At 36.4% G+C, this 23,368-nt stretch carries 26 protein-coding genes; all 26 read left to right on the forward strand.

Annotated features, from left to right (window positions below; genetic code table 11):
- Positions 1 to 3 precede the first annotated feature (3 nt).
- The 26 genes from flhA to NTHER_RS07280 all read left to right on the forward strand — a co-directional run bounded on the left by flhA (position 4) and on the right by NTHER_RS07280 (position 23,362).
- Entirely contained in the window at positions 4 to 2,064 is a 2,061-nt protein-coding gene (gene flhA / locus NTHER_RS07155) for a flagellar biosynthesis protein FlhA (protein ID WP_012447870.1), read from the forward strand.
- The gene (gene flhF / locus NTHER_RS07160; RefSeq protein WP_012447871.1) at positions 2,065 to 3,465 is read left to right on the forward strand and encodes a flagellar biosynthesis GTPase FlhF; all 1,401 of its coding nucleotides are present in this window, start codon (positions 2,065 to 2,067) and stop codon (positions 3,463 to 3,465) included.
- Positions 3,458 to 4,300, forward strand: a complete 843-nt coding sequence (locus NTHER_RS07165) for a P-loop NTPase (protein ID WP_012447872.1) — start codon at positions 3,458 to 3,460, stop codon at positions 4,298 to 4,300. Before flhF ends, NTHER_RS07165 begins: the two co-directional genes overlap by 8 nt.
- A gap of 42 nt (positions 4,301 to 4,342) precedes the next feature.
- Positions 4,343 to 5,020 carry a flagellar brake protein gene (locus NTHER_RS07170; protein WP_012447873.1) on the forward strand — a complete coding sequence of 226 codons (678 nt, stop codon included), beginning with the start codon at positions 4,343 to 4,345 and terminating at the stop codon, positions 5,018 to 5,020.
- Positions 5,001 to 6,098 (forward strand): protein-glutamate methylesterase/protein-glutamine glutaminase, encoded by a 1,098-nt coding sequence (locus NTHER_RS07175; RefSeq protein ID WP_012447874.1) that lies wholly within the window; start codon positions 5,001 to 5,003, stop codon positions 6,096 to 6,098. The genes NTHER_RS07170 and NTHER_RS07175 overlap by 20 nt, the downstream gene beginning before the upstream one ends.
- A gap of 20 nt (positions 6,099 to 6,118) precedes the next feature.
- Positions 6,119 to 8,260 (forward strand): chemotaxis protein CheA, encoded by a 2,142-nt coding sequence (locus NTHER_RS07180; protein WP_012447875.1) that lies wholly within the window; start codon positions 6,119 to 6,121, stop codon positions 8,258 to 8,260.
- Positions 8,261 to 8,275: 15 nt separating this feature from the next.
- Entirely contained in the window at positions 8,276 to 8,755 is a 480-nt protein-coding gene (locus tag NTHER_RS07185) for a chemotaxis protein CheW (RefSeq protein WP_012447876.1), read from the forward strand.
- Between the two features lie 44 nt (positions 8,756 to 8,799).
- Positions 8,800 to 9,438, forward strand: a complete 639-nt coding sequence (locus NTHER_RS07190; RefSeq protein ID WP_012447877.1) for a chemotaxis protein CheC — start codon at positions 8,800 to 8,802, stop codon at positions 9,436 to 9,438.
- Entirely contained in the window at positions 9,425 to 9,907 is a 483-nt protein-coding gene (locus NTHER_RS07195; protein WP_012447878.1) for a chemotaxis protein CheD, read from the forward strand. The genes NTHER_RS07190 and NTHER_RS07195 overlap by 14 nt, the downstream gene beginning before the upstream one ends.
- A gap of 2 nt (positions 9,908 to 9,909) precedes the next feature.
- Positions 9,910 to 10,662: a sigma-70 family RNA polymerase sigma factor gene (locus NTHER_RS07200; protein ID WP_012447879.1), complete on the forward strand. Its 753-nt coding sequence runs from the start codon at positions 9,910 to 9,912 to the stop codon at positions 10,660 to 10,662.
- Between the two features lie 34 nt (positions 10,663 to 10,696).
- A complete protein-coding gene (locus NTHER_RS07205) occupies positions 10,697 to 12,565 on the forward strand; it encodes a FapA family protein (RefSeq protein ID WP_012447880.1) in 1,869 nt (622 codons plus the stop codon).
- 15 nt (positions 12,566 to 12,580) lie between these two features.
- Positions 12,581 to 12,883 (forward strand): hypothetical protein, encoded by a 303-nt coding sequence (locus NTHER_RS07210; RefSeq protein WP_012447881.1) that lies wholly within the window; start codon positions 12,581 to 12,583, stop codon positions 12,881 to 12,883.
- A gap of 42 nt (positions 12,884 to 12,925) precedes the next feature.
- A complete protein-coding gene (locus tag NTHER_RS07215; RefSeq protein ID WP_012447882.1) occupies positions 12,926 to 13,597 on the forward strand; it encodes a DUF6115 domain-containing protein in 672 nt (223 codons plus the stop codon).
- Positions 13,581 to 14,108, forward strand: a complete 528-nt coding sequence (locus NTHER_RS07220) for an MltG/YceG/YrrL family protein (RefSeq protein ID WP_012447883.1) — start codon at positions 13,581 to 13,583, stop codon at positions 14,106 to 14,108. Before NTHER_RS07215 ends, NTHER_RS07220 begins: the two co-directional genes overlap by 17 nt.
- A 172-nt stretch (positions 14,109 to 14,280) precedes the next feature.
- Positions 14,281 to 14,979, forward strand: coding sequence for a 30S ribosomal protein S2 (rpsB, locus tag NTHER_RS07225; protein ID WP_012447884.1), 699 nt, complete (start codon positions 14,281 to 14,283; stop codon positions 14,977 to 14,979).
- Between the two features lie 105 nt (positions 14,980 to 15,084).
- Positions 15,085 to 15,735: a translation elongation factor Ts gene (gene tsf / locus NTHER_RS07230; RefSeq protein WP_012447885.1), complete on the forward strand. Its 651-nt coding sequence runs from the start codon at positions 15,085 to 15,087 to the stop codon at positions 15,733 to 15,735.
- A gap of 108 nt (positions 15,736 to 15,843) precedes the next feature.
- Positions 15,844 to 16,560 carry a UMP kinase gene (gene pyrH / locus NTHER_RS07235; RefSeq protein ID WP_012447886.1) on the forward strand — a complete coding sequence of 239 codons (717 nt, stop codon included), beginning with the start codon at positions 15,844 to 15,846 and terminating at the stop codon, positions 16,558 to 16,560.
- Positions 16,561 to 16,571: 11 nt separating this feature from the next.
- Positions 16,572 to 17,126, forward strand: coding sequence for a ribosome recycling factor (gene frr / locus NTHER_RS07240; RefSeq protein ID WP_012447887.1), 555 nt, complete (start codon positions 16,572 to 16,574; stop codon positions 17,124 to 17,126).
- On the forward strand, positions 17,126 to 17,407 hold the full coding sequence (locus tag NTHER_RS07245; protein WP_012447888.1) for a hypothetical protein: 282 nt from the start codon (positions 17,126 to 17,128) through the stop codon (positions 17,405 to 17,407). The genes frr and NTHER_RS07245 overlap by 1 nt, the downstream gene beginning before the upstream one ends.
- A gap of 14 nt (positions 17,408 to 17,421) precedes the next feature.
- A complete protein-coding gene (locus NTHER_RS07250; protein WP_012447889.1) occupies positions 17,422 to 17,634 on the forward strand; it encodes a DUF362 domain-containing protein in 213 nt (70 codons plus the stop codon).
- Between the two features lie 72 nt (positions 17,635 to 17,706).
- Positions 17,707 to 18,450 (forward strand): isoprenyl transferase, encoded by a 744-nt coding sequence (locus NTHER_RS07255; RefSeq protein ID WP_012447890.1) that lies wholly within the window; start codon positions 17,707 to 17,709, stop codon positions 18,448 to 18,450.
- 11 nt (positions 18,451 to 18,461) lie between these two features.
- Positions 18,462 to 19,247, forward strand: a complete 786-nt coding sequence (locus NTHER_RS07260) for a phosphatidate cytidylyltransferase (protein WP_012447891.1) — start codon at positions 18,462 to 18,464, stop codon at positions 19,245 to 19,247.
- A 145-nt stretch (positions 19,248 to 19,392) separates the two neighbouring features.
- Positions 19,393 to 20,553 (forward strand): 1-deoxy-D-xylulose-5-phosphate reductoisomerase, encoded by a 1,161-nt coding sequence (locus NTHER_RS07265; protein WP_012447892.1) that lies wholly within the window; start codon positions 19,393 to 19,395, stop codon positions 20,551 to 20,553.
- A gap of 19 nt (positions 20,554 to 20,572) precedes the next feature.
- A complete protein-coding gene (rseP, locus tag NTHER_RS07270) occupies positions 20,573 to 21,589 on the forward strand; it encodes an RIP metalloprotease RseP (protein ID WP_012447893.1) in 1,017 nt (338 codons plus the stop codon).
- 13 nt (positions 21,590 to 21,602) lie between these two features.
- The gene (gene ispG, locus NTHER_RS07275) at positions 21,603 to 22,673 is read left to right on the forward strand and encodes a flavodoxin-dependent (E)-4-hydroxy-3-methylbut-2-enyl-diphosphate synthase (RefSeq protein WP_012447894.1); all 1,071 of its coding nucleotides are present in this window, start codon (positions 21,603 to 21,605) and stop codon (positions 22,671 to 22,673) included.
- A gap of 26 nt (positions 22,674 to 22,699) precedes the next feature.
- Complete coding sequence (locus NTHER_RS07280) at positions 22,700 to 23,362, forward strand: glycosyltransferase family 2 protein (RefSeq protein WP_041366984.1); 663 nt, start codon at positions 22,700 to 22,702, stop codon at positions 23,360 to 23,362.
- Positions 23,363 to 23,368: the final 6 nt, after the last annotated feature.

Here is a 23,368-nt window from a genome sequence, read left to right on the forward strand (position 1 = left end):
ATTATGCGTCATGTTGACTTGATAGTTGTTCTTGCAGTCATAGCAATAGTATTAATGTTAATTTTACCAGTTCCGCCGGAACTGTTAGATTTTTTGCTGGTGTTGAATATAACAGTAGCTCTAACTATATTACTGATATCTATGTATACTTTAGAACCTCTGCAATTCTCTATATTTCCGACTCTGTTGCTGTTAGTTACTATATACCGTTTGGCTCTTAATGTTTCATCAACTCGTCTGATCCTATTGGATGCTTACGCAGGAGAAGTTATAATGCAATTTGGAGAATTTGTCGTAGGTGGTAACCCTATTGTAGGTTTTGTTATTTTCCTAATTTTAATATCAATCCAATTTATTGTTATTACCAAGGGGGCCGAACGGGTTTCAGAAGTAACTGCTCGTTTCACTTTGGATGCCATGCCTGGTAAACAAATGGCTATTGATGCTGATCTAAATTCGGGTTTAATAGATGAACAGCAGGCTAAAGAGAGGCGTGAAGCTGTAGAACAAGAAGCTGATTTTTACGGTGCCATGGATGGTGCCAGTAAATTTGTTAAAGGGGACGCTATTGCAGGAATAGTCATCACTATAATAAATATATTAGGTGGATTTGTCATTGGAATGGCTCAACAGGGCATGACATTTCAAGAAGCCCTGCAAACCTTCACTTTATTGACAGTTGGTGATGGCTTGGTGACCCAGATACCTGCTTTACTGGTGTCTACTTCCACAGGTATTGTAGTTACGCGAGCTGCTTCAGATTCTAACTTGGGTCAAGATGTTGTCAGACAAATACTTGCACATCCCAAAGTTTTATTTATAGTTGGTGGTGTCTTAGCGGCTGTGGGGGCATTTCCCGGTATGCCGCCTTTACCATTTTTAGCACTAGGTTCTATTATGGGCTTTTTAGGTTTTCAACTACGTACTTCTTTAAAATCAGAAGAACCTACTCCGGAAGAAGAACAAGCTGCTGCTACTGAAGAGGAAGCTGAAGAATATCGAAGTCCAGAGAATGTTATGTCTTTATTAAAAATAGACCCAATTGAATTTGAATTCGGATATGGATTACTTCCCTTGGCTGACCCCGATCAAGGAGGGGATTTACTAGACCGGGTTACTATGATTAGAAGACAAGTAGCCATGGAACTAGGTATCGTAGTTCCTGTGATCAGAGTGCGGGACAATATTCAACTGTCTTCCAATGAGTACTGCATAAAAATTAAAGGAGTAGAAGTGGCCAAGGAAGAAGTACTACCAAATCATTACTTAGTGATGATTCCGGGAGATTCAAGTGGAAAACCAGAGGACCTGGGTTTAGAAGGAACAGAAACTAAAGAACCAGTATTTGGTCTCCCTGCCTTATGGATAGACGAAAGCCAGCGTGAACAAGCTGAAATGTCGGGATATACTGTAGTTGATCCTCCCTCGGTGTTAGCAACTCATTTAACAGAGATTATAAAACAGCATGCCCATGAGTTACTTGGAAGACAGGAAACTAAAGAATTAATAGACAATGTTAAAAATGATTATCCAGCGGTAGTAGAGGAATTGGTTGACAATATCTTGAACATTGGAGAAATACGCAAGGTATTGGCAAATCTGTTAAAAGAGGGTGTATCAATCAAAAACTTATTAACTATTTTGGAAACTTTAACTGATTACGGAGCAGTTACCAAGGATACTGATATGTTAACAGAGTATGTTAGGCAAAATCTCAACCGGGAAATAACCACTAAATTAAAAGAACTGCAAGGTGAGCCAATAAAAGTGATTACTTTAAGTCCAGAATTAGAACAAAAAATATCCGATTCCATCAAACAAACAGATCATGGGAACTATTTATCTATTGAACCACAGGTGACTCAAAAAATACAAAAACAACTGAAGAATTACACAGAACAACTTACCCAACAGGGTTTACAGCCAATAGTGGTTACTTCACCCATGGTGAGATTGTATTTTAAACGGTTAACAGAAGGTTTTTTACCAAATCTGATGGTGGTATCTTTTCATGAATTAGATCCTCAAATTGAAGCACAATCTGTTGGGGTGGTGAATACATAAATGAAAGTCAAAAAATACTTGGCCAATAGTGAAAAAGAAGCACTAGAACAAATTAAAGCAGAAATGGGAAATAATGCTATAATTCTAAATACCCGGAGAGTCAAAAAAGGTGGTTTTTTCGGGTTATTTGGTAAAACTATGCTAGAAGTGACTGTAGCAAATGATGCAGAAGCTAAAACCAAATTTGATAATATTGCAGAAAATAAAGATGATAATAAATTTTCCCTTACTTTACCAAAACATAATTCTAAAAGTCCTAAGACGCAAAACTCCTTTAGTAATCATCATCCGGCCAATATGAACAACTCAAATACCAACCAAAATAAAAAAGAACAATTTAAACATTTACGCGAAATTATCGAAAAACGCCAACAGGAATATAATAACGAATTGGATGAAACTAGCAGTACAGATGTTGTTCATTCTGTCCAAGGCAAAACCTCCCCAAAGATTGATGAACAGATAACAGATAAAGCACAAAACAGTTATTCAAATACCCATAATGAATCTTTGGAAGAACTCAAAAACGAACTTAATCAAACCAAAGATATGATGCAAACTATGATGAAAGAAGTTAGACAAAGTTCTTTTCGAGACAAACTCCCTGAACATGTAAATAAATATTATGACTTACTCTTAGAGCACGATGTGATTGATCAGCTAGCTCAAGAGTTGATTTCTCAAACTATGAAAGAAATGGATTTTAGAGGGTTAGAAGATGAACAAGCCTTTGTTCGTGAACTAAAAACCATTATTGGTAAAAAATTATCAGAACAAGTCACCCCATTAAAGGACAAAAACACTACTGGACCAAGAATTATAAGCATGATTGGCCCTACTGGAGTAGGTAAAACTACAACTGTGGCCAAGTTAGCCGCTAGGCATACTTTGATGGAAAATGCAGAGGTGGGTTTGATTACTATAGATACATACAGAATTGCTGCAGTGGAGCAATTAAAAACATATGGTGATATATTAAGCCTACCTGTTGAAGTAGTCATGACACCACAAGAACTTAAAGATGCCATGCATAAATTAAAAGATAAAGATTTAATCATTATTGATACAGCTGGACGAAGCCATAAAAATGAAATGCAAATGAAAGAACTGAAAGGATTCATTGAAACCTGTGAACCCCATATTAATCATTTGGTGTTAAGCCTTGGTACTAAATATAAAGATTTAAAAAATATTATTGCCAAGTACAATCACATTAATTTTAACAGCCTTATTTTGACTAAGACTGATGAAACTGACAATCTAGGAAACTTATTAAATCTTTTATGGGAATTTCAAACCGGTTGTTCATACGTGACTACAGGACAAAATGTACCTGATGATTTAGAAGAATTTTCCTTAGAAAAACTATTAGATAAAATATTGGGTGAGAACAATGAATGATCAAGCTAAAAGACTAAGACAACTGGTTAAGGAAAAAAGTAGTGGAGAACATAGTGCCCCCACTATAGAACATCAACCCGAAATCATTACAATTTCGAGTGGAAAAGGTGGAGTAGGAAAAAGTGTATTGGCTGTCAATCTGTCTTTTGCTCTTAGAGAATTGAATAAAAAAATATTGTTAATAGATGGTAATTTTGGATTGTTTAACTTAGATATCTTATTGGGGATTCAATCTAATCCCAAGTTAGAGCAACTGCTTAGAGGAGAAATAGATTTTAGGGAAGCAATCATTAATGTTTATCCTGGAATTGATTTAATTTGTGGCGGGACTGAATATAGGAACCTTCAAAAAGGGAATTCTTCCAGATTTGAAAAAGGGCTGGCCTTTGTTACAGATATTAAGAGAACTTCTGATTATGACTTCATTATTATAGATACAGGTTCTGGCGTAAAACAGACCGTATTTAGTTTTGCAGATTTAAGTGATCAGTGCATTGTGCTGACTACTCCAGAATTAGCAGCAGTTACAGACACCTACGCTTTGGTTAAGTCACTTGTTTACGTTGGAGTAGCTAGTGAAGTTAATCTCGTTGTAAATATGTGCCATAAAGAAAAAGAAGCTGTTTCTACATGGAAGAACTTGAATAAAGTTTTAAAACATTATGTTAATTACGAGATAAACTTATTGGGTTATATCCTAGAAGATTCGTATATATCTACCAGTATAAAAAGACAGCAGCCTGCATTAATGTCTGAACCGAATACTTCATCTGGAATAGCAATTAAGAATCTGGCTCGCAAATTATTAAACGTAAAAGCTTCATGCCAGGGTTAATTGTGTAGACTTGCTTTTACATATAAGGAGGTCACAGGTAATATGCTGAAAATTGGTTTATCTATCAAAATTAGAGTAGATAACAAAGATTATTCAAGTCGGATTGAAGATATGGACTCAGATTATTTATACATTTCAACTCCCATGGAAAAAGGACAATTGGTTCATTTCTCCCAAGGTAGTAAAATTTCTGTTTACATAATAGTAAAAGGCGCTGTCTATAACTTTGAAGAGAAAATAAAGGAACAAATAAAAAGCCCCGTCCCATTGTTAAAAATCTCCAAACCAGACAAACTGAAAAAAATACAGCGTCGACAGTTTTTTAGATTGGAAAAAAAGCTACCTGTTAAATATAAAATACTTGATGATGATTGTGAATCAGAACTCAGCGATACCAAAGATGCCTATGCCTTAGATATTAGTGGAGGTGGTCTAAAACTAGCAACACAAGAAATAATACCTGTGAATTCATTTTTGGAACTCAATTTTGAATTAAACATTGATGAAGGGAAAAACAGCAATATTCATGATATAAGATGTGTAGGAAAGATTGTTAGAACCCAAAAAGTGGACACTGACCGGGTATCAATATATCACTATGGGGTCAAATTTATTTCATTGCCATCCGAGATTCAAGATACCATTGTAAGATTTATTTTTAATGAGCAAAGAAAACTCCGATTAAAAGGAAGGTTTTCCCATGCAAAAAGAGAATACTAATCGTATAAAAGTTATGGTGGTCGATGATTCAGCCTTCATGCGCAAGATGATAGTAGACATGGTCCAAGAAGAGCCCGGTTTAGAGATTGTTGCTATTGCAAAAAATGGCCAACAGGCACTTAAAATGATACCTGAACATCGCCCTCACGTTGTCACCCTTGATATTGAAATGCCTGTATTAAATGGTATAGAGACCCTTGAGCAAATAAAAGAGCTTTCTGACCGTCCAAATGTTATCATGCTTAGTTCTTATACACAAACAGGATCCCAGGAAACTCTAAGGGCCCTTGAACTGGGTGCTGTAGATTTTGTTGGCAAACCCTCAGGTTCCATTTCACTTGATATCAAAAAAGTACAATCTGAGTTGATAGCAAAGATTAAAGCCGCATATCAAGCTACTACTAAGGTGACTTTTGACCAAAAAAAGGGCAACCCGTTCAACTCAAATCGGGAGATTTCACAAAATATAAAACAAAAATTAACCAATACTCAAAAAAATAAACTGATTGTAATAGGAGCTTCCACTGGAGGGCCTAGGGCACTTCACGAAGTGATCCCAAAAATTCCACAAAATTTCCCGGGATCTATTTTGGTAGTACAACATATGCCCAAAGGATTTACAAAACTCCTGAGCGAAAGGTTGAATACCATGTCGTCAATGACAGTGAAGGAAGCAGAAAATAATGATCCAATAGTCCCGGGTAAAGTTTATATAGCTCCTGGTGATTATCATTTGATGGTTTCTAAAAGTTCAGGAATACAGGGGGAAGATAAGTGGCGGGTCAAAGTTGACCAAGGACCGCCCGTAAAAGGTCTTAGACCCTGTGCTGATATATTATTTGAATCAGCTAGTATGATAGAGGATATGGACTTGGTAGGGGTAGTATTAACTGGAATGGGGAGTGATGGTGCCAAAGGAATAAAAAGGTTAAAACGAGCCGGTGCCCATATAATAGCTGAAGACGAATCAACTTGTGTTGTTTTTGGAATGCCAAAAGCAGCTATAAATACCGGCCTAGTAGATAAAATTTTACCTTTACCCGCAATTGCTCCAGAGATACTGAATGTGATTACCTAAATTGTTTGGGGGTGGATTAAATGGATAATCAATATCTTGATGTTTTTATTGATGAAGCGAGAGAACATTTACAAACCATGAATCAAAATTTGATTGATCTGGAACAAAGTCCTGAGGATCGATCTATTTTAGATTCTTTGTTTAGGGTTGCTCATACATTAAAAGGGATGGCAGCCACTATGGGGTATCAAGGAGTTGCAAATTACACCCATAAATTAGAAAATATCCTGGATAGTTTTCGCCAAGGTGAGAAAAAGATTACATCGAACATTATTGATTTATTGTTAGAAGGAGCCGATGCCCTAGAAGAATTCGTAAATAAATTGTCAGAAGGTGAACAAGTAGATCTAGATTTTAGTAGTATGCAGTCACGCCTAGAACAAGCTTTTGCTAAGGCGGACAGAGATTCTTTTGAGACTCCTTCCCAGGCACAAGATACTTCTTCTACTAATAATGAACAGTCCAAGGGAGAAGCTGAAATGGCTGCAACTAGTGAAGTTCAGACTGACTCTTCAGGGGAAAAGGCAGGATCAGAAAGTGATATTTTAGATTTAAATGAATATGAAGGAAACTTGTTAAAATCGGCTTTAAACGACGATTATTCGGCCTATCACATTAGAGTTGTTTTTGATGAAAATGTACTTTTAAAAGGTGCTAGAGCTTTTATGGTATTTCAAAAAGTAGAAGCTAGAGGAGAAATCATTAAATCTGACCCAGAAGTTGAAGAAATTGAAGATGAGAACTTTGATCAGGAAATTGAACTGATAGTGGTAACCAAGGTTGATCAGCAAGAAATAAAGTCGGATATTGAACAGGTTTCAGAAATAAATGAAGTTTACCTAAAAGTACTCCAAGAGGATCAACTTACAGATAAAACAGACGAAGGAGCAGATGAAGACGATGATGAGAAAGTTCAGACAGAAGAACAGAAAGTTCAACAAAAAGACAAACAAGATGAAGCCAAAGATTCAGATGGACAAAGCCAGCAAAAGATTAAGACTGGAAAGACCGTCAGAGTAGATATTGAGCGATTGGACAAGTTAATGAATTTAGTAAGTGAACTCGTTATTAACAAGACTCGCTTAGAACAGGTAGCAAATAACAAAGAATCCTCTGAACTTGGAAAAACTAGTGAACAATTTAGTAGAATTACCAGTGAAATTCAAAATGTAGTGATGAAAGTTAGAATGGTTCCTTTAGACCAGGTTTTTAACCGTTTCCCAAGAATGGTAAGGGATCTATCAAGATCCTTAAATAAAGAAGTTAATTTAGTCATTGAAGGAAGGGAAACAGAGTTAGATCGATCTTTGATAGATGAGATCGGTGACTTATTAATGCATTTAATAAGAAATGCTCTAGACCATGGTCTAGAAGATTCTGAAACCAGACATAAATCGGGGAAATCAGCCAAGGGAAATATTCATATTAAAGCTTATCACAACGAAAACAATGTAGTTATTGAAGTCTCAGATGATGGTAAGGGAATTGATCCAGAAAAAGTAAGGAAAAAAGCAATTTCCAGAGGATTGCTCGATAGCCAACAAAGTGAACAAGTGCCTGATTCAGAAGTGATTAACTTTTTATTCACTCCAGGGTTTAGTACATCTGATGAGGTCTCCGAGGTATCTGGTAGGGGAGTTGGCCTGGACGTGGTCAAAAGTAAACTTGAAAATCTTGGTGGACGCGTGGAGTTAGACAGTGAAATTAATCAAGGCACAAAATTCACTATGTATTTACCTTTAACTCTAGCTATAATCCAGGCATTAATGGTCAATGTAGGCAATGAGCAATATGCTTTACCATTGTCATCCATTGAAGAAACGACAATTTTAACAGATCAGGATATCCAAAAGGTTCAAGAACAAGAAGTTATCAGGTTAAGGGATCAATTGGTACCTCTAATTGATCTGCACGACATTTTAGATGTTGAACGTACTGAAAATGGCGAACAAGAGCATGCTGAACAAGAAAGATTTGCTATTATAGTTAGAAAAGGCGATAAAAAGGCAGGATTAATAGTTGATGAACTACTGGGACAGCAAGAAGTTGTAATAAAGTCTCTAGGTGGCTTTTTGGCCGATATTAAAGGGTTTACAGGAGCAACAATTTTAGGTGATGGAAAAGTTGCTTTAATTTTAGATGTGAATTCATTATTATTTTAAAGGAGGATGGTAAATATGACTGAAACTCAAGCTACTACGGGAGATCAACAGTACATTGTGTTTAATCTAGGAGATGAGGAATATGGAGTAGAGATTCTTCAGGTTCAGACAATAGAGAGAATGTTGGATATAACTCGTGTACCTCACGCCCCTGATTTTGTTGAAGGTGTGACTAACCTCCGTGGTATGGTAGTGCCAATTATAGACTTGAGAAAGAGATTGAATCTACCTGAAAAAGAGGCTACAGATGAAACTAGAATTATTACAGTTAAAATAGATGAAGTTATGGTAGGAATGATAGTTGATTCTGCATCAGATGTAGTCAAAGTACCTCAAGATGCCATCGAACCACCACCTTCTATTATTGGTGGTGTGGAAAGTACTTATATTGAAGGTGTTGCTAAATTGGAAAATCGACTATTAATATTACTTAAATTATCCGAGGTTCTTAAAAAAGATGAGGTAGACCAGTTAAAGAATCAGTTAAATACATAATGTGATATTGAACACCTATATCCCTAGAAAGGTGCGGTTAACCTATGTCGGATTTTAATTTAAATGAGCTTCACATAGACATTTTGAAAGAATTAGGTAATATAGGGGCAGGTAACGCCACAACAGCTTTATCACAGTTCTTAGGTAAGTCTATCAAGATGACGGTTCCAGAAGTTAATATACTTCCTTTTGAAGAAGTTCCCGAAGTAGTAGGAGGCCCAGAGGAATTAGTCGCAGGAGTGTACATGAGAATTGAGGGAGAAGCACCAGGGTCGCTGATGCTATTGCTAAAACAAGAAGATGCGCTAAAACTCATAGATGTACTTTTGGGAAGGGACAGTTCGCAGGAGAAAGTCGGTACCGCAGACCTAGACGATATAGAACAATCGGCCCTGATGGAAACAGGGAACATAGTCGCAAATTCTTATTTAAATTCCCTGGCCGATATGACTAAAATGGAAGTAGGACCATCCGTACCTGCTATTTCAGTAGATATGGCAGGAGCTATCTTAGAGGTGATTCTATTTCAAGTAGATGAAGAGATCAGTGAACACGTGATCTTGATCGGTACCGAATTTGCCTATGAGGGAAATACCATTAGAGGACACTTTTTTCTGATTCCCGATAATGAATCCTTCCCAAAAATAATAAAATCTTTGGGGTTTGACTATGACGATAGTTAAAGTCGGTATTGCAGACATGAAAGTGGCCTCTAAGGAAAGTATTATTCGAACTTCGGGATTGGGATCATGTGTTGGAATCACCCTTTATGATGGCTCTTTAAAAATTGGTGGAATGGTTCACATTATGCTACCTGAAAGTCCGACTAATAAGTCACAATTTAAAAGAACTAAATATGCAGATACCGGAATTGTAGATTTGCTAACAGAAATGGAAAATATGGGATGCAAGCGGAGGAATTTGGTTTCTAAAATGGCCGGGGGAGCTCATATGTTTAAGTTTTCTGGTGGGAGTGAACTTTTGAAAATTGGAGAGAGAAACGCTAAAGCTGTAGAAGAAGTATTAACAGATTTAAAGGTAAAAATCCTTGCTAAAGATGTAGGAGGAGATTACGGCCGGACCATTGACCTTTTCTGTGAAACTGGAAAACTGCAAATCAAAACAATAAATCGTGGAGTTAAAGAGGTGTAACAGTGAGTCTTAACTTGATAACCAGCTATCAAGATTCCGGTGATCGCCAGCAACTTGAGAAATTAATATCAGAATATAGTTATTTGGTTAAAAAACAGGTTGATAAGGTGAACTATCCGTCAATTTCAGGCTTGAATAGAGATGACTTAATATCTTTTGGTGTAATTGGTTTGATAGATGCTATCAAGAAGTTTGACATTAATAGAAATGTTCCCTTTGAGGCCTATGCAAATATTAGAATTAGAGGTGCAATTCTAGATGGGTTGAGAAAGTTTGATTTTGTACCTCGAAATTTAAGGGAAGAAATGAAAACTTTACACAGTGAATATAGAAAGCTTGAGCAAAAATTAGGTAGAACACCTACTAATAATGAATTGGCTTATCAAATGTCAATTAGCGAAGCAGAACTTGATAAATTATGGCAAGCAACAAATTGTGTGATTCCTAGCTATCTAAGCGACTACATAACTGCTGAAGAAGGTGAATTAACCTTAGAAGATATTTATCCGGACAGTAACAGTCCTGATCCTCAAAGTAGAATTGATGAAAAAACAACAAAACAAGAATTAGGACAGGCCATAGACACACTGCCGCAAAAAGAGAAATTGGTGTTATCGTTATATTACTATGAAGAATTGACATTAAAAGAAATAGCAAAAATATTAGAACTTACAGAATCTAGAATTAGTCAATTACATTCTAAAGCTGTATTGAGACTTAGAGGAAAGCTAGCTAAAAAGAAACTTGACTTATAATTACCCGTGTTTATTAAGGATGGAGTGATTTATAATGGCAGAACTACCCCAAAGGTTTTCCGGTGAAAACTTACAAGAAGTTTTAGCGGAAGCTGCTGAATCACTATCATGTGAAGTTGAGGAACTAGAATATAAAGTGATACAGCGAGAAAAGAAAGGCCTTTTAAGGCGAACCCCCTGTGTCATTGAAGTGTCTGGACAGCATAAAAAAAATGACAACACAAACACGGGTGATAATAATGGTATAGTGGCCGAAACGGCAGCTAGTAATGACCCTGCGGAAGAGAAACTAAATGTCAGTATTGATGGATATTATGAGATATCGGAAGAAGACAATGCTATTTATTTAGTTGTATACCCTCCTGAAAATCGAGGTAATTATGTCAAGTGGAAAGATGTTAAGAGTAAATTAGAAGAAAAAGGTTTTGAAATCCTCGATGAGGCATTTATAGTAGAAATTGTCAGAAAATCGGAAGGCCAAAAAGTAGATATTTCTGAATATATTGAGGAACATGTAATAGATGGATCTTTTGAAATTAGAGTTGCTGAAGACAATATGAAAGCACTGTTAAAGGTGAATTTACCTCAAGGAAGAGGAAAGGAAGTTAATTTAGAAGAAATTACTCAGGCCCTAAGTGAACGAAAAATCAGTCAAAATTTAGATTTTCAAGCAATACATAAATGTGTAAGTGAAGGCACACAAGGCGAATTCAGAACTATTGCCACCGGAGATCAGCCTATAGATGGAAAAGACGCAGAGATCCAACTACATTTTGAAGAAAAAGAAAGAAAACCTGTAGTTAAAGAAGACGGAAGTGTGGACTATTATAATATTGATAATGTTACTAATGTTAAAGCCGAGGACCTCTTGGCGAGCAAACATCCTCCAGAGGAGGGTAGTCCCGGTAAAGATGTATATGGAAATATAGTGTCTCCCAAACCAGGAACTGATCGGCAAATAAAAAGAGGTAAAAATACCGAGTTAAGCGAAGATGAAATGGAGTTAAGAGCATCTATAGATGGACAGGTAGTCATGAATAATGACGGGTTTATTCACGTATATCCTGTTTATGAAGTTTCTGGTGATGTGGATGTTTCAACAGGAAATATTGATTTTGTGGGTAATGTTATTGTAAAAGGACAGATAAAAAGTGGTTTAAAGGTTAAGGCTGCTGGGGATGTAGAAGTCCGTAAAAGTGTTGATAGTTGTATAATAGAAGCGGGAGGCAATGTCGATATTAAAGGCGGCATTCAAGGTAGGAACAAAGGGTCTATTACTGCAGGTGGCTCGGTAACTTGCAAATTCATCGAAAATGCTCAAGTTTCTGCTGAAGGAGATATTAATGTTATTGAAGGTATTCTCCATAGTCAGGTAGAAGGTAATAAAATAAATGTTTTTGAAGGAAAAAAAGGTTTACTCGTAGGTGGCAAAGTAACTGCAAGAGAAGAGGTAGTAGCTAAAATGATTGGATCCAGTTTTGCCACTGCCACTCATGTAGCTGTCGGCTTAGACCCTGAATTAAGGAAAAAGTCTTCAGATATAGATACAGAACTGAAAAACACCAACGAAAACCTGGAAAAAACAGATAAAGCTATTGCAATACTACAGAAGGTCAAGCAAACTAAAGGGGCGCTGCCTAAGGATAAAGAAAATATGCTTGTTAGATTGCAAAGGACTAAATCCCACTTAGACCAAACAAAACAGCAATTATGCAGCCAAAAAGAGGAAATAAAAAATATTTTAAAAGATAAAACAGATGGCAGAGTTATAGCAAAAAAGGTGGTTTATCCTGGAGTCAAAGTAACCATTGGTGAAGTCTCGTATAATATAAAGGATGAACAAAAGAGTAGTATGTTTAGATTGTCCTCTGATGGAGAAGTTTCCAGTGAGCCTGTATCTTAAAATGGGGTGAATATTATGTCATTTACACCCGGAGAATTACATGTTCTCTATAGCAAAATGCCAGAGGTTTCCAAAATCAATTCCCAAGAACAACAAATGCCTAACTGGCATTACTATTTAATTCATTCTGCTTTTCAAAGAGAACAGCACTGGAATACTAAGTCTGTTACTGAATCTCCTTCTTCTTCTGAAGATGAGGCAAAAACAAAAAAAGAAGATGGGGAAGATTCTCCAGCAAAACAAGAGCAAAAGGTAAACAATAAACGAAAACATCGCAAATCTAGGGATTCGGGAAGATTTGTCGATATTACCTTATGATTTTATAATTATCTCAAGTATAATGGGCAAGAGGTGAACTTTATGGGACTATACATTACTGTTTTTATCATCGGTGTTATTTTAATAATTTTTTCCACCACGTTGTTGAAATCAAATAGTACATCTTCTATTACAACTCCTACCGAAAGTCGATTAACACAAAACTCCAGTTCTAAATATCACAATAATGAAAAAACATCATTTTTAGCTAGTGAAATATTGCGAGAAATGGAAGACAGTAGTGAAGAGATGTTACAAAAGCTCAGCAGCAAAGAGATGCAGTTAGAAAGTTTGATAAGCACTGCAGATTACAAAATATCCCAATTAGATGAGCTGTTGCGCCAAGATGTTTCAAAGATTGAAAAAGCTAATGAGATGAAACCTAGTTTAACACAAAAGCAGACATCTCCGCAAAGTAATTTTAGTACTTATACACCAGGGCAATTAATTCGAAAAGAAACGAATAAAACTCATAATTCAGGATATAATAAGATATTACCCCAAGAGCAATCTCAAAATACCTCTACAAAAAGTGCAACAGTTAATTTTTTACCAAAGTATATGGAAAAACACAAAGATGTTATTGATTTATATAAACAGGGACAGACTGTTACCGAAATAGCTCAAACTACAGAAAAAGGTAAAGGAGAAGTACAATTAATTATTAACCTATATCAACAAAGTGGTGAGAATAGCTATGAAGTTGGATCCTAAAATATTGCTAGGCATAGGTATCGGTTTTGTATGCTCTTCTCTGTTATTTATGATTAGCCAACCTTTCGCAGAACCAAGAGAACCTTTACAATTAGAAGACAATCAAGCAGATTCAGATGTTAAGGAGAGCTCTAATCAAGAATTAGATGAATTAGTTTCCAATACTAATGATACTGATTCTAATAATGAACAGGTAATAGAACAAGAGAAAGAAGAGGACATCAATGGACTACAAGAAGTAGAAGAAAAAAAAGAAGGCAATTCAGGTTTAGACACTGTAGAAACCGAGGAAGTTTCTGATGATCACATTATAATCGAAATCCCTCGAGGTTTAGCAGCAGATGAAATAGCTATTGTTTTGGAAGAAAAGGATATAGTAGAAGAGGCTGAAGAATTTGTTGATTTATTAGTCAGTGAGGGAAAGGTGACGGATCTCAATTATGGGAAGTATCAGTTGCCTAAAGATGGTGATTCACAAGAGATCATTCAGCTGTTGAGTACAGGCCCTTAGTGGCCTGATTTATTTTTTTATTGCTAAAGTATTACAGCTATGATATACTACCAATGGTAAAATAACACACGCTTCCGGATCTCTTTAGCGGTGCCCTGGTTGATCTATGATCAACTGGGTCCTGAAGGGATAGGAGGGAAGCGGAGGCATAACCAACAGGAGGTGTATATATTTGAGTGTAGTAACAATGAAACAATTACTAGAAGCAGGTGTTCATTTTGGGCATCAAACTCGACGATGGAATCCTAAAATGAAAAGGTACATTTTTACAGAGAGAAATGGAATTTATATTGTAGACCTGCAAAAAACGGTTAAGAAACTGGATGAGGCTTACGAATTTGTCAAAGAACTAGCTGCCAATGGAGAAAAGATAATGTTTGTAGGAACCAAAAAACAGGCTCAAGATGCAGTTAAAAATGAAGCAGAACGATGTGAGATGTTTTACGTAAATCAGCGTTGGCTAGGTGGAATGCTAACCAACTTCCAAACCATTAGTAAGAGACTAAATCGTTTTTATGAGCTTGAGCAAATGGAAGAAGACGGAACTTTTGAAGTGCTTCCTAAAAAAGAAGTTCAAAGCTTAAGACGAGAGCATGCCAAATTAGATAAGTTCTTAGGTGGATTAAGGGGAATGGAAGATCTTCCTGGAGCTTTATTTGTCATTGATCCTAAAAAAGAAAAGATTGCAGTGGCTGAAGCTCGCAAACTAGGTATACCAATTGTATCAATTGTAGATACTAATTGTGATCCGGATGAAGTGGATTACGTTATTCCAGGCAATGATGATGCTATCAGAGCTGTAAAACTGATAACTGAAAAAATAGCTGATTCAGTTTTAGAAGGTAAACAAGGGGTTCAACTTGCTGAATAAGTGATGGGGTAGGGGCTCGATAAGTATAATATTATACTTATCGAACTTACCCCAAATTTATGGAATAAATAAACAAAATTGTGGGATGTAAGGAGGATGAAAAGTATGGTCAAAGCTGCACAAGTAAAGGAGTTAAGAGAGAAATCAGGTGCTGGAATGATGGATTGTAAAAAGGCTCTCAAAGAAAGTGACGGAGACATGGATAAGGCCATGGAGTATCTTAAGGAAAAAGGCCTAGCTAGTGCTAAGAAAAAAGCAGATCGAACCACTACTGAAGGAAGAGTTGAATCATATATTCACCTAGGTGGCAAAATCGGCGTTTTAATAGAGGTTAATTGTGAAACTGACTTTGTTGCCAGTAATGATGAATTTAAGCAATTCACAAAAGATATCGCAATGCAAGTGGCTGCATCAGCCCCTCAATACATATCTAGGGATGAAGTACCACAGGAGGAAGTGGAAAAAGAAAGAGAAAGATTGAAGCAGCAAGCTATTGATGAAGGAAAGCCTGAGCATGTAGTCGATCAGATCGTTGATGGAAAGATGGACAAATATTACGAAGAAATTTGCTTATTAGACCAACCTTTTGTGAAAGATCCAGATAAAAGCGTTGATGAACTGAAAAAAGAAAAGATAGCCAAAATTGGCGAAAACATTAGTGTGAGACGATTTGTCAGATACGAATTAGGTGAAGGTAAAGAAAAGAAAGAAGAAAATTTTGCAGAAGAAGTTGAAGCAATTAAGCAAAATACTTAAGCTTGTCAAGGGAACACCTAGGTGTTCCCTTTTATGAAATTACCATTATTTAAAAGGAATTTTGTAATTATTGTAGAACACAGTCAAAGGATTAGGGGGTTTAGTTAAATGACGACAGATCCCAAAAAACGGGTTGTACTAAAGCTGAGCGGTGAAGCACTTGCCGGTGAAGTAGGTTATGGTATAGATACTGATATAATGGATGCAATTTCTCAACAAATTGAAGAAATAGTACAGCTTGGAACTCAAGTTAGTGTTGTAGTAGGTGGCGGTAATATCTGGAGAGGAGCTGATGCCAGTAAACAAGGCATGGACAGGGCTTCTGCAGACTACATGGGGATGCTAGCTACAGTCATGAATGCACTAGCTCTTCAAGATATGCTAGAAAAATATGGAGTAGATACCAGGGTGCAAACCGCTATAGAGATGCAGCAAGTTGCCGAACCATATATCAGAAGACGAGCTATAAGGCATTTGGAAAAAGGAAGAGTTGTAATATTTGCTGGAGGAACGGGCAATCCTTTCTTTTCTACAGATACTACCGCCGCATTAAGAGCTGCTGAAATTGAAGCATCAGTGATTTTACTAGCGAAAGGAAAAGTTGATGCAGTTTACGATTCTGACCCACTTCAAAACGAAGATGCTCTTAAATTTTCTCATCTTAAATATTTGGATGTATTAAATAATAACTTGGGTGTAATGGATTCTACAGCAGCTAGTTTGTGCATGGATAATTCCATACCCATTATTGTGTTTGGTCTTTCCCAGAGAGGTAATATAAAAAAGGCAGTCCTGGGAGAAAAAATTGGAACATTAATTGATTAGGAGGGGATTATGTGGATTCGATTTTTAAAGATGCTGAACAAAAGATGAAAAAAGCTTTGTCTTCTCTTAAAAGTGAGTTGGCTTCCCTTCGTGCAGGAAGAGCGAATCCAAGTATTTTAGAAGGGATTAATGTTGATTATTACGGAATGGCCACACCTTTGAATCAGCTAGCTAATATTTCGGCTCCTGAACCACGTTTGTTAGTAGTGCAACCTTATGACAAAAGTGCTATTGAAGACATTGAAAAAGCAATCCTAAAAAGTGATGTCGGCTTGACACCTAACAACGATGGTCAAGTCATTCGACTAGCTGTGCCTCAACTGACGGAAGAACGGAGAAATGAGCTAGTGAAAATAGTTAGACAAAAAGGTGAAGATACTAAAGTGGTAGTAAGGAATGTCCGTAGAGATGCCAATGACGAGCTTAAAAAATTAGAAAAAGAAAAGGAAATTTCCGAGGATGAATCTATCAGAGGACAGGATGAAATTCAAAAGATAACAGATAAGTACATCAAGAAAATTGACGAAGTAATGAACGCCAAAGAAGAGGAGATCACATCTTTCTAATGAGTCGAAATTTAACATTAGCTGATTTGAAGTTTGAATTGTTAGGACTGCCTTTGGAAACAGCCAGAGAAAAATTACAGGAAATGTCTCTATCTTATGAAGTTTTAGTAATAGACAAACAAGATTTTAATAATCGTAATAAAGGGGAAGGTTTCCAAAAAATAAAGGATGCAACTGATGAAATTGAGCGCAACTTAAGAATTATTAAGGTAAATTTTGGGAACGATATGGAATCACATACCACAAAGCTTAAGTTAACAGCTGTAAACGAGAGTGATTAGGAGAACTGGTAATTATGATTTTTATTGATGTTAAGGGAGAGGAGAAAGGAGGTGGGACCGTGGCTTTTCGTATTACTGAAGAGTGCATTGCATGTGGCTCCTGCTTGGATGCTTGTCCAGTGGATGCCATTAAAGAAGGTGAGGAAATTTTTAGCATAACAGAAGACTGCACTGAGTGTGGTTCATGTGTAGATGAGTGCCCTACTGATGCTATTGTTGAAGAGTAAAAATCACTACCCCCTCACCCTCATTGAGGGGGTATTAGTTTCTATAGACAGAGTGGATTGAGGTGGATAACTTTGGAGAGCTTGCAAACTTATTTAAATAAAATAGATTATCAAAATGTACCCCGACATATAGCAATTATTATGGATGGCAATGGAAGATGGGCTAAGTCCCGTGCTCTACCGAGGATAGCTGGTCACAGGGCTGGAGTCGAAGCCATCAAAAGAGTATCGGAAATTAGTCAAGAAATAGGAATAGAAATTATTACTATGTTCGCCTTTTCCACAGAAAATTGGAAAAGACCTAAAAAAGAAGTAGAATTTTTAATGTCACTTCCAAAAGAATATCTCAAAAAAGAACTACAAAATTTAAAAGAAAATAATATAAAAATAACTATTATGGGCGATACTAGTGCTATTCCTGCTAAAACATTAGAGGTGATTGAACAAGGGGTTGAAGAAACTAAAAATAATACAGCTTTAAATTTGAATTTTGCGCTAAATTATGGAGGAAGAGCGGAAATAGTACAGGCAGTCAGGAAAATAGCCGCTAAAGCATCTGATCGGGAAATTGACCCTAAAACTATTTCTGAAGATATTATTTCGCAACATCTGTATAACCCTGAAATACCAGATCCAGATTTAATGATACGTTCTAGTGGTGAGCAAAGATTAAGTAATTTTTTATTATGGCAACTTGCTTATTCCGAACTCTGGTTTCCAGAAGTTTATTGGCCAGACTTTCAAAAAGAGCATTTATTACAAGCCGTATTAGCTTATCAAAATAGAGAACGAAAATTTGGCGGAGTAAATTCCTAGGAGGAAGACAATTGATTACGAGAATTATTACAGCTTTAATAGGAATTCCCCTGGGATTATTCATTTTATACCAGGGTGGACTAATCTTTTTAATATTAGCAACAGTCCTTTCCCTTGTGGGTTTAAATGAATTAAGTGTGATATTAGAAAATAATAATCTTCCTGTAATGAATAAATTAGCTATGTTAGGAACAGGTGGATTAATAATTGGTATATATGTTGAGAGTTTATTATTTGTATTAATAATTTTGGCATTAATGTTATTTATTACAGTTATAAAGACTATGGCAGATTATCCTTCTGCAAATTTGAATCTTTTGGCTGGTACTTTACTGGCAATGTTTTATATTAGCTGGTTATTCGGGTTTTTAATAATTATAAGAAATGACGGTAATGGTTTTAGCTTGCTGTTGTATTTATTATTGATGATTTGGGGAACTGATACTGGTGCTTATTTTAGTGGTATGTACTTAGGTCATAGAAAGCTGGCTCCAAAAATCAGTCCTAAAAAATCTATAGAAGGAGCCATCGGTGCAGTTTTACTTACTGCATTAATATCTGTTTTTGCTGCTCCATTAATTGGAGTGAATTTTATATTCTCTGTGTTAATTGGGATTTTACTATCTGTGTCCGGACAGTTTGGTGATTTGTTTGAATCTATGCTGAAAAGAATGGCTGGTATCAAAGATTCAGGTACTATTTTGCCAGGACACGGAGGGGTTTTGGATAGATTCGATAGTTTCTTCTTTTCTGTACCTATATATTATTTTATACTTGTGTTAGCAGATATAATTTGATTTATATTTAGTCGCTGTTATTCTAATGTTGATAATGTAAAATTACAGTTATCAACATTCAACTTTAATATAGCATATATCTAAACAAATATAATTAATAGTTTATGTTAACAATACGGAAAATAACTGTTATGGAGGCTTCCAAATGTTTGAAAAAAATATTAGTATTTTAGGATCTACTGGCTCTATTGGAACACAAACTTTGGAAATAGTGGAGAATAATCCTGATAAATACAATGTAGTAGCTTTGACTACTAATTCTAATATTGATACTCTAATTAATCAAGCTAAAAAATTTCACCCAAATTTATTGGTAGTTAATGATAGTTCTTTGAAAGATGAATTATGGAATAAACTTAAGGAAGAAAATTTAAACAATATAAAAATCGCTTCTGGACAGGAAGGTATGATCCAAGCTGGAGAAATGGCAGAGGCTGAATTAGTAGTTGTTTCTGTAGTAGGTTTTAGTGGTGTAATCCCCACAATATCTGCATTGAAGGCCGATAAAGATGTTGCTTTGGCGAATAAAGAGACCCTTGTAGCTGCCGGAGAACAGGTGATGCGATTAAGCCACCAATCAAAAGGACGCTTACTTCCAATAGACAGTGAACACTCGGCTATATTTCAAGCTCTTATGGGTGAAAAAAATGATTCTGTAAATAAATTGATTTTAACAGCTTCAGGGGGACCTTTTTTCGGTAAAACAAAAGAAGAATTATATAACATTTCTCCTAAAGACGCTTTAAAGCACCCTAATTGGGATATGGGGAACAAAATAAGTATAGACTCAGCAACTTTAATGAACAAAGGATTGGAAGTGATAGAAGCTCACTGGTTATTTAATATACCTTTTGAACAAATAGATGTTGTGATTCACCCCCAGTCTATAGTTCATTCCTTAGTTGAGTTTGTGGACGGTGCAATGAAGGCAGAATTGGGATTACCCGATATGAGAATTCCGATACAATTCGCTCTCGGATATCCTCAAAGGGAAGCCAATAATTTTGAACGATTAGATCTAACGGATTTTGATTTGACATTTAAAAAACCTGATACTAAAACATTTCCCTGTTTATCACTGGCTTATCAGGCTGGAAAAATTGGAGGATCTATGCCTTGTGTTTTAAACGCAGCTAACGAGCAGGCAGTTTATCAATTTTTAGCTAAAAAGATCACTTTTTTACAAATCCCGGAATTAATTGAAAAGGTTATGGAGAAACATGAGGTAATAAAGAATCCTTCCATTGAGAACTTAATCTCAGTAGATAATTGGGCAAGAAAAGCTACTGATGAAAATATAACTTAGTTAAAAAGGGTGTATATTTATGGAAACATTGATTTATTCCATTATAATTTTTGGTTTATTGATATTCATGCATGAATTTGGTCATTTTATCATAGCAAAACTTAATAAAGTTTCAGTTTTGGAGTTTGCTATGGGATTTGGTCCCAAACTTGTTGGTTTTCAAAAGGGTGAAACTAAATATTCCCTTCGAATTATCCCCTTAGGGGGGTATTGCCGTATGAAGGGGGAAGACCCCGATGAATCCGATGAGGAAGGCAGTTTCTTGAAAGCTACTCCACTTCAAAGAATTGCTATTTTAGCTGCAGGCTCCATCATGAATTTTGTGCTAGCTATCATACTGCTATCTACACTATATGGAACTTTGGGGGTTCCAGGAGATGATCCCAATGAGGTAGGCCATATAGTAGAAGATGGTGTAGCTGATGAAGCTGGAATTGAGCCAGGGGATGAGATTACCAGGGTAAATGATACGGAAATAGATAGCTGGGAACAGTTAGTTACTATAATTAATGAAAATCCTGGGGAAGAACTTGAGTTGTCAATACACCGAAATGGTGATAATTTTCAGCTTACAGTTGTACCTGAAGAAGAACCGGAAACCGGGCGAGGTTTAATAGGTATAACTAATCTTCAAGAAGCTTCCTTTTTTGCTGCCATCAGACAGGGTGCTGAAGAAACTTGGTGGTTTACAACTATGATTTTTGTAGGACTATACCAAATGATCACCGGACAAATTGAGGCTGATGTAGCAGGACCTGTCGGAATAGTTCACATGATTGGTGAAGTCGCTGAGACAGGGCTAGTGAATTTGTTACCCTTTGCTGCATTTTTAAGTATTAATTTAGGGATATTAAATTTATTGCCCATTCCAGCCTTGGATGGAAGCAGAATCATTTTCTCCTTAGTCGAGTTAATCAGAGGTCGACCTGTAGATCCAACAAAAGAAAATTTTGTTCATTTTATTGGGTTTGCTTTTTTAATTATGCTTATGTTTGTAATTTTGTATAATGATTTGATGAGATTGGAAATATTTTAATAGGAGGTAAGTGATGTCTAGACGTCATAGAACTTTTCCTGTAAAAGTTGGATCTGTCACTATTGGAGGAACTGCTCCGGTTACCATCCAATCAATGACCAATACAGATACCAAAGATACTGAAAAAACTTTAGCCCAAATCAAGGATTTGGTTGAAGCTGGTTGCCAATTAGTTAGAGTGGCGATTCCTGATGAAGAATCTGTTAACAGTTTTAAAACTTTAACACAGTTTTCACCAGTCCCTTTGATTGCGGACATCCACTTTAGTTATCAATTAGCAATCAAAGCAATAGAGGCAGGTGCCAGCAAAATTAGAATAAACCCCGGTAATATTGGGTCACGTCAAAGAGTGGCAAAGGTTGTCGAAAAAGCCAAGACTCACAATGTGCCAATTCGAGTGGGCATTAATTCAGGATCAGTTGAAAAAAACCTCCTCCAAAAATATGGTGGACCTACTCCAAGTGCATTGGTGGAAAGCGCTGTCAATAATGTCATGATGTTATCTGAGATGGGTTTTGGCGATGTAGTAGTATCCATTAAAGCTTCGGATGTCAATACTACAGTTAAAGCTAACCAAGAGTTTGCCACAAGATTACCTAATCCTTTGCATTTAGGCATAACAGAGGCAGGGACTATTAAACAAGGTACTATTAAGAGTTCTGTAGGAATTGGAACTTTACTATCTCATGGAATTGGAGATACACTGCGAGTTTCATTATCGGGTTCTCCTATAGAAGAAGTTTCTGTTGCGCGCGGAATATTATCTTCTTTGAATTTAGCTGAAGGGCCTCGGATTGTATCATGCCCTACTTGTGCCAGATCAAATATATCTGTCGAGGACTTGGCCAGTACCGTAGAAGACAGGCTAAAAGATCTCAACACTTCTCTCACTGTTGCTGTTATGGGTTGTGAAGTCAATGGTCCAGGTGAAGCCAAGGAAGCTGATATAGGAATTGCTGGCAGTAAAGAATATGGGGTACTGTTCAAAAAGGGAAAGATTATAGATAGAGTACCTAAAAATCAATTACTTGAAGTCCTGTCTCGAGCCATCGATGAATATATTGATGAGATTCACAGCAAGTAATTATAGGGAAAACTGATCAAATAAATATGATTTCGGAGGTTTTGGCCGTGAATGAAACAGTAGCGATAATACCGGCATATAACGAAGAGAGTACTATCGGTAATGTATTATCAGTGCTAAATAACAGTAGAGTGATTGATCAAACCGTTGTTGTTAGTGATGGTTCTACAGATAACACAGTTCAAGTCTCTAGAGAGTTTGGGGCTAATGTCATAGAATTAGAAGAAAATGTTGGCAAGGGTGGAGCCATGAAGGCGGGCCTTGACAATATTACTGCCGATATTATCCTCTTCTTAGATGCCGATCTGATTGGTTTGACCTCGATACATATTGAAGCACTGCTACTCCCTGTTATTAATAACGAAGCTGATATGACTGTAGGTATCTTCGAAAAAGGTCGAATTGCCACTGATTTTGCCCAAAAGGTGGCACCTTATCTATCTGGACAAAGAGCTGTTGCCAAGAAAGTTTTGACAGACATTTCAGATATAAATATGTCTAGATTTGGAGTAGAGGTGGCCTTGAATCGTCATATTGAAGAAAATAACATTAGAGTTAAAGAAGTGATTTTGCAAGATGTCAGTCATGTTATGAAAGAGGAGAAATTTGGTGTTCTGCGAGGTTTTGCAGCCAGGATGAAAATGTACTGGGAAATTGTTAAGTATTTTGCCAAAAAAGAAGTTAAATAAACTCAG

Origin of the sequence: Natranaerobius thermophilus JW/NM-WN-LF (genome assembly GCF_000020005.1) — a bacterium.
GTDB classification, from domain to species: Bacteria; Bacillota; Natranaerobiia; order Natranaerobiales; family Natranaerobiaceae; genus Natranaerobius; species Natranaerobius thermophilus.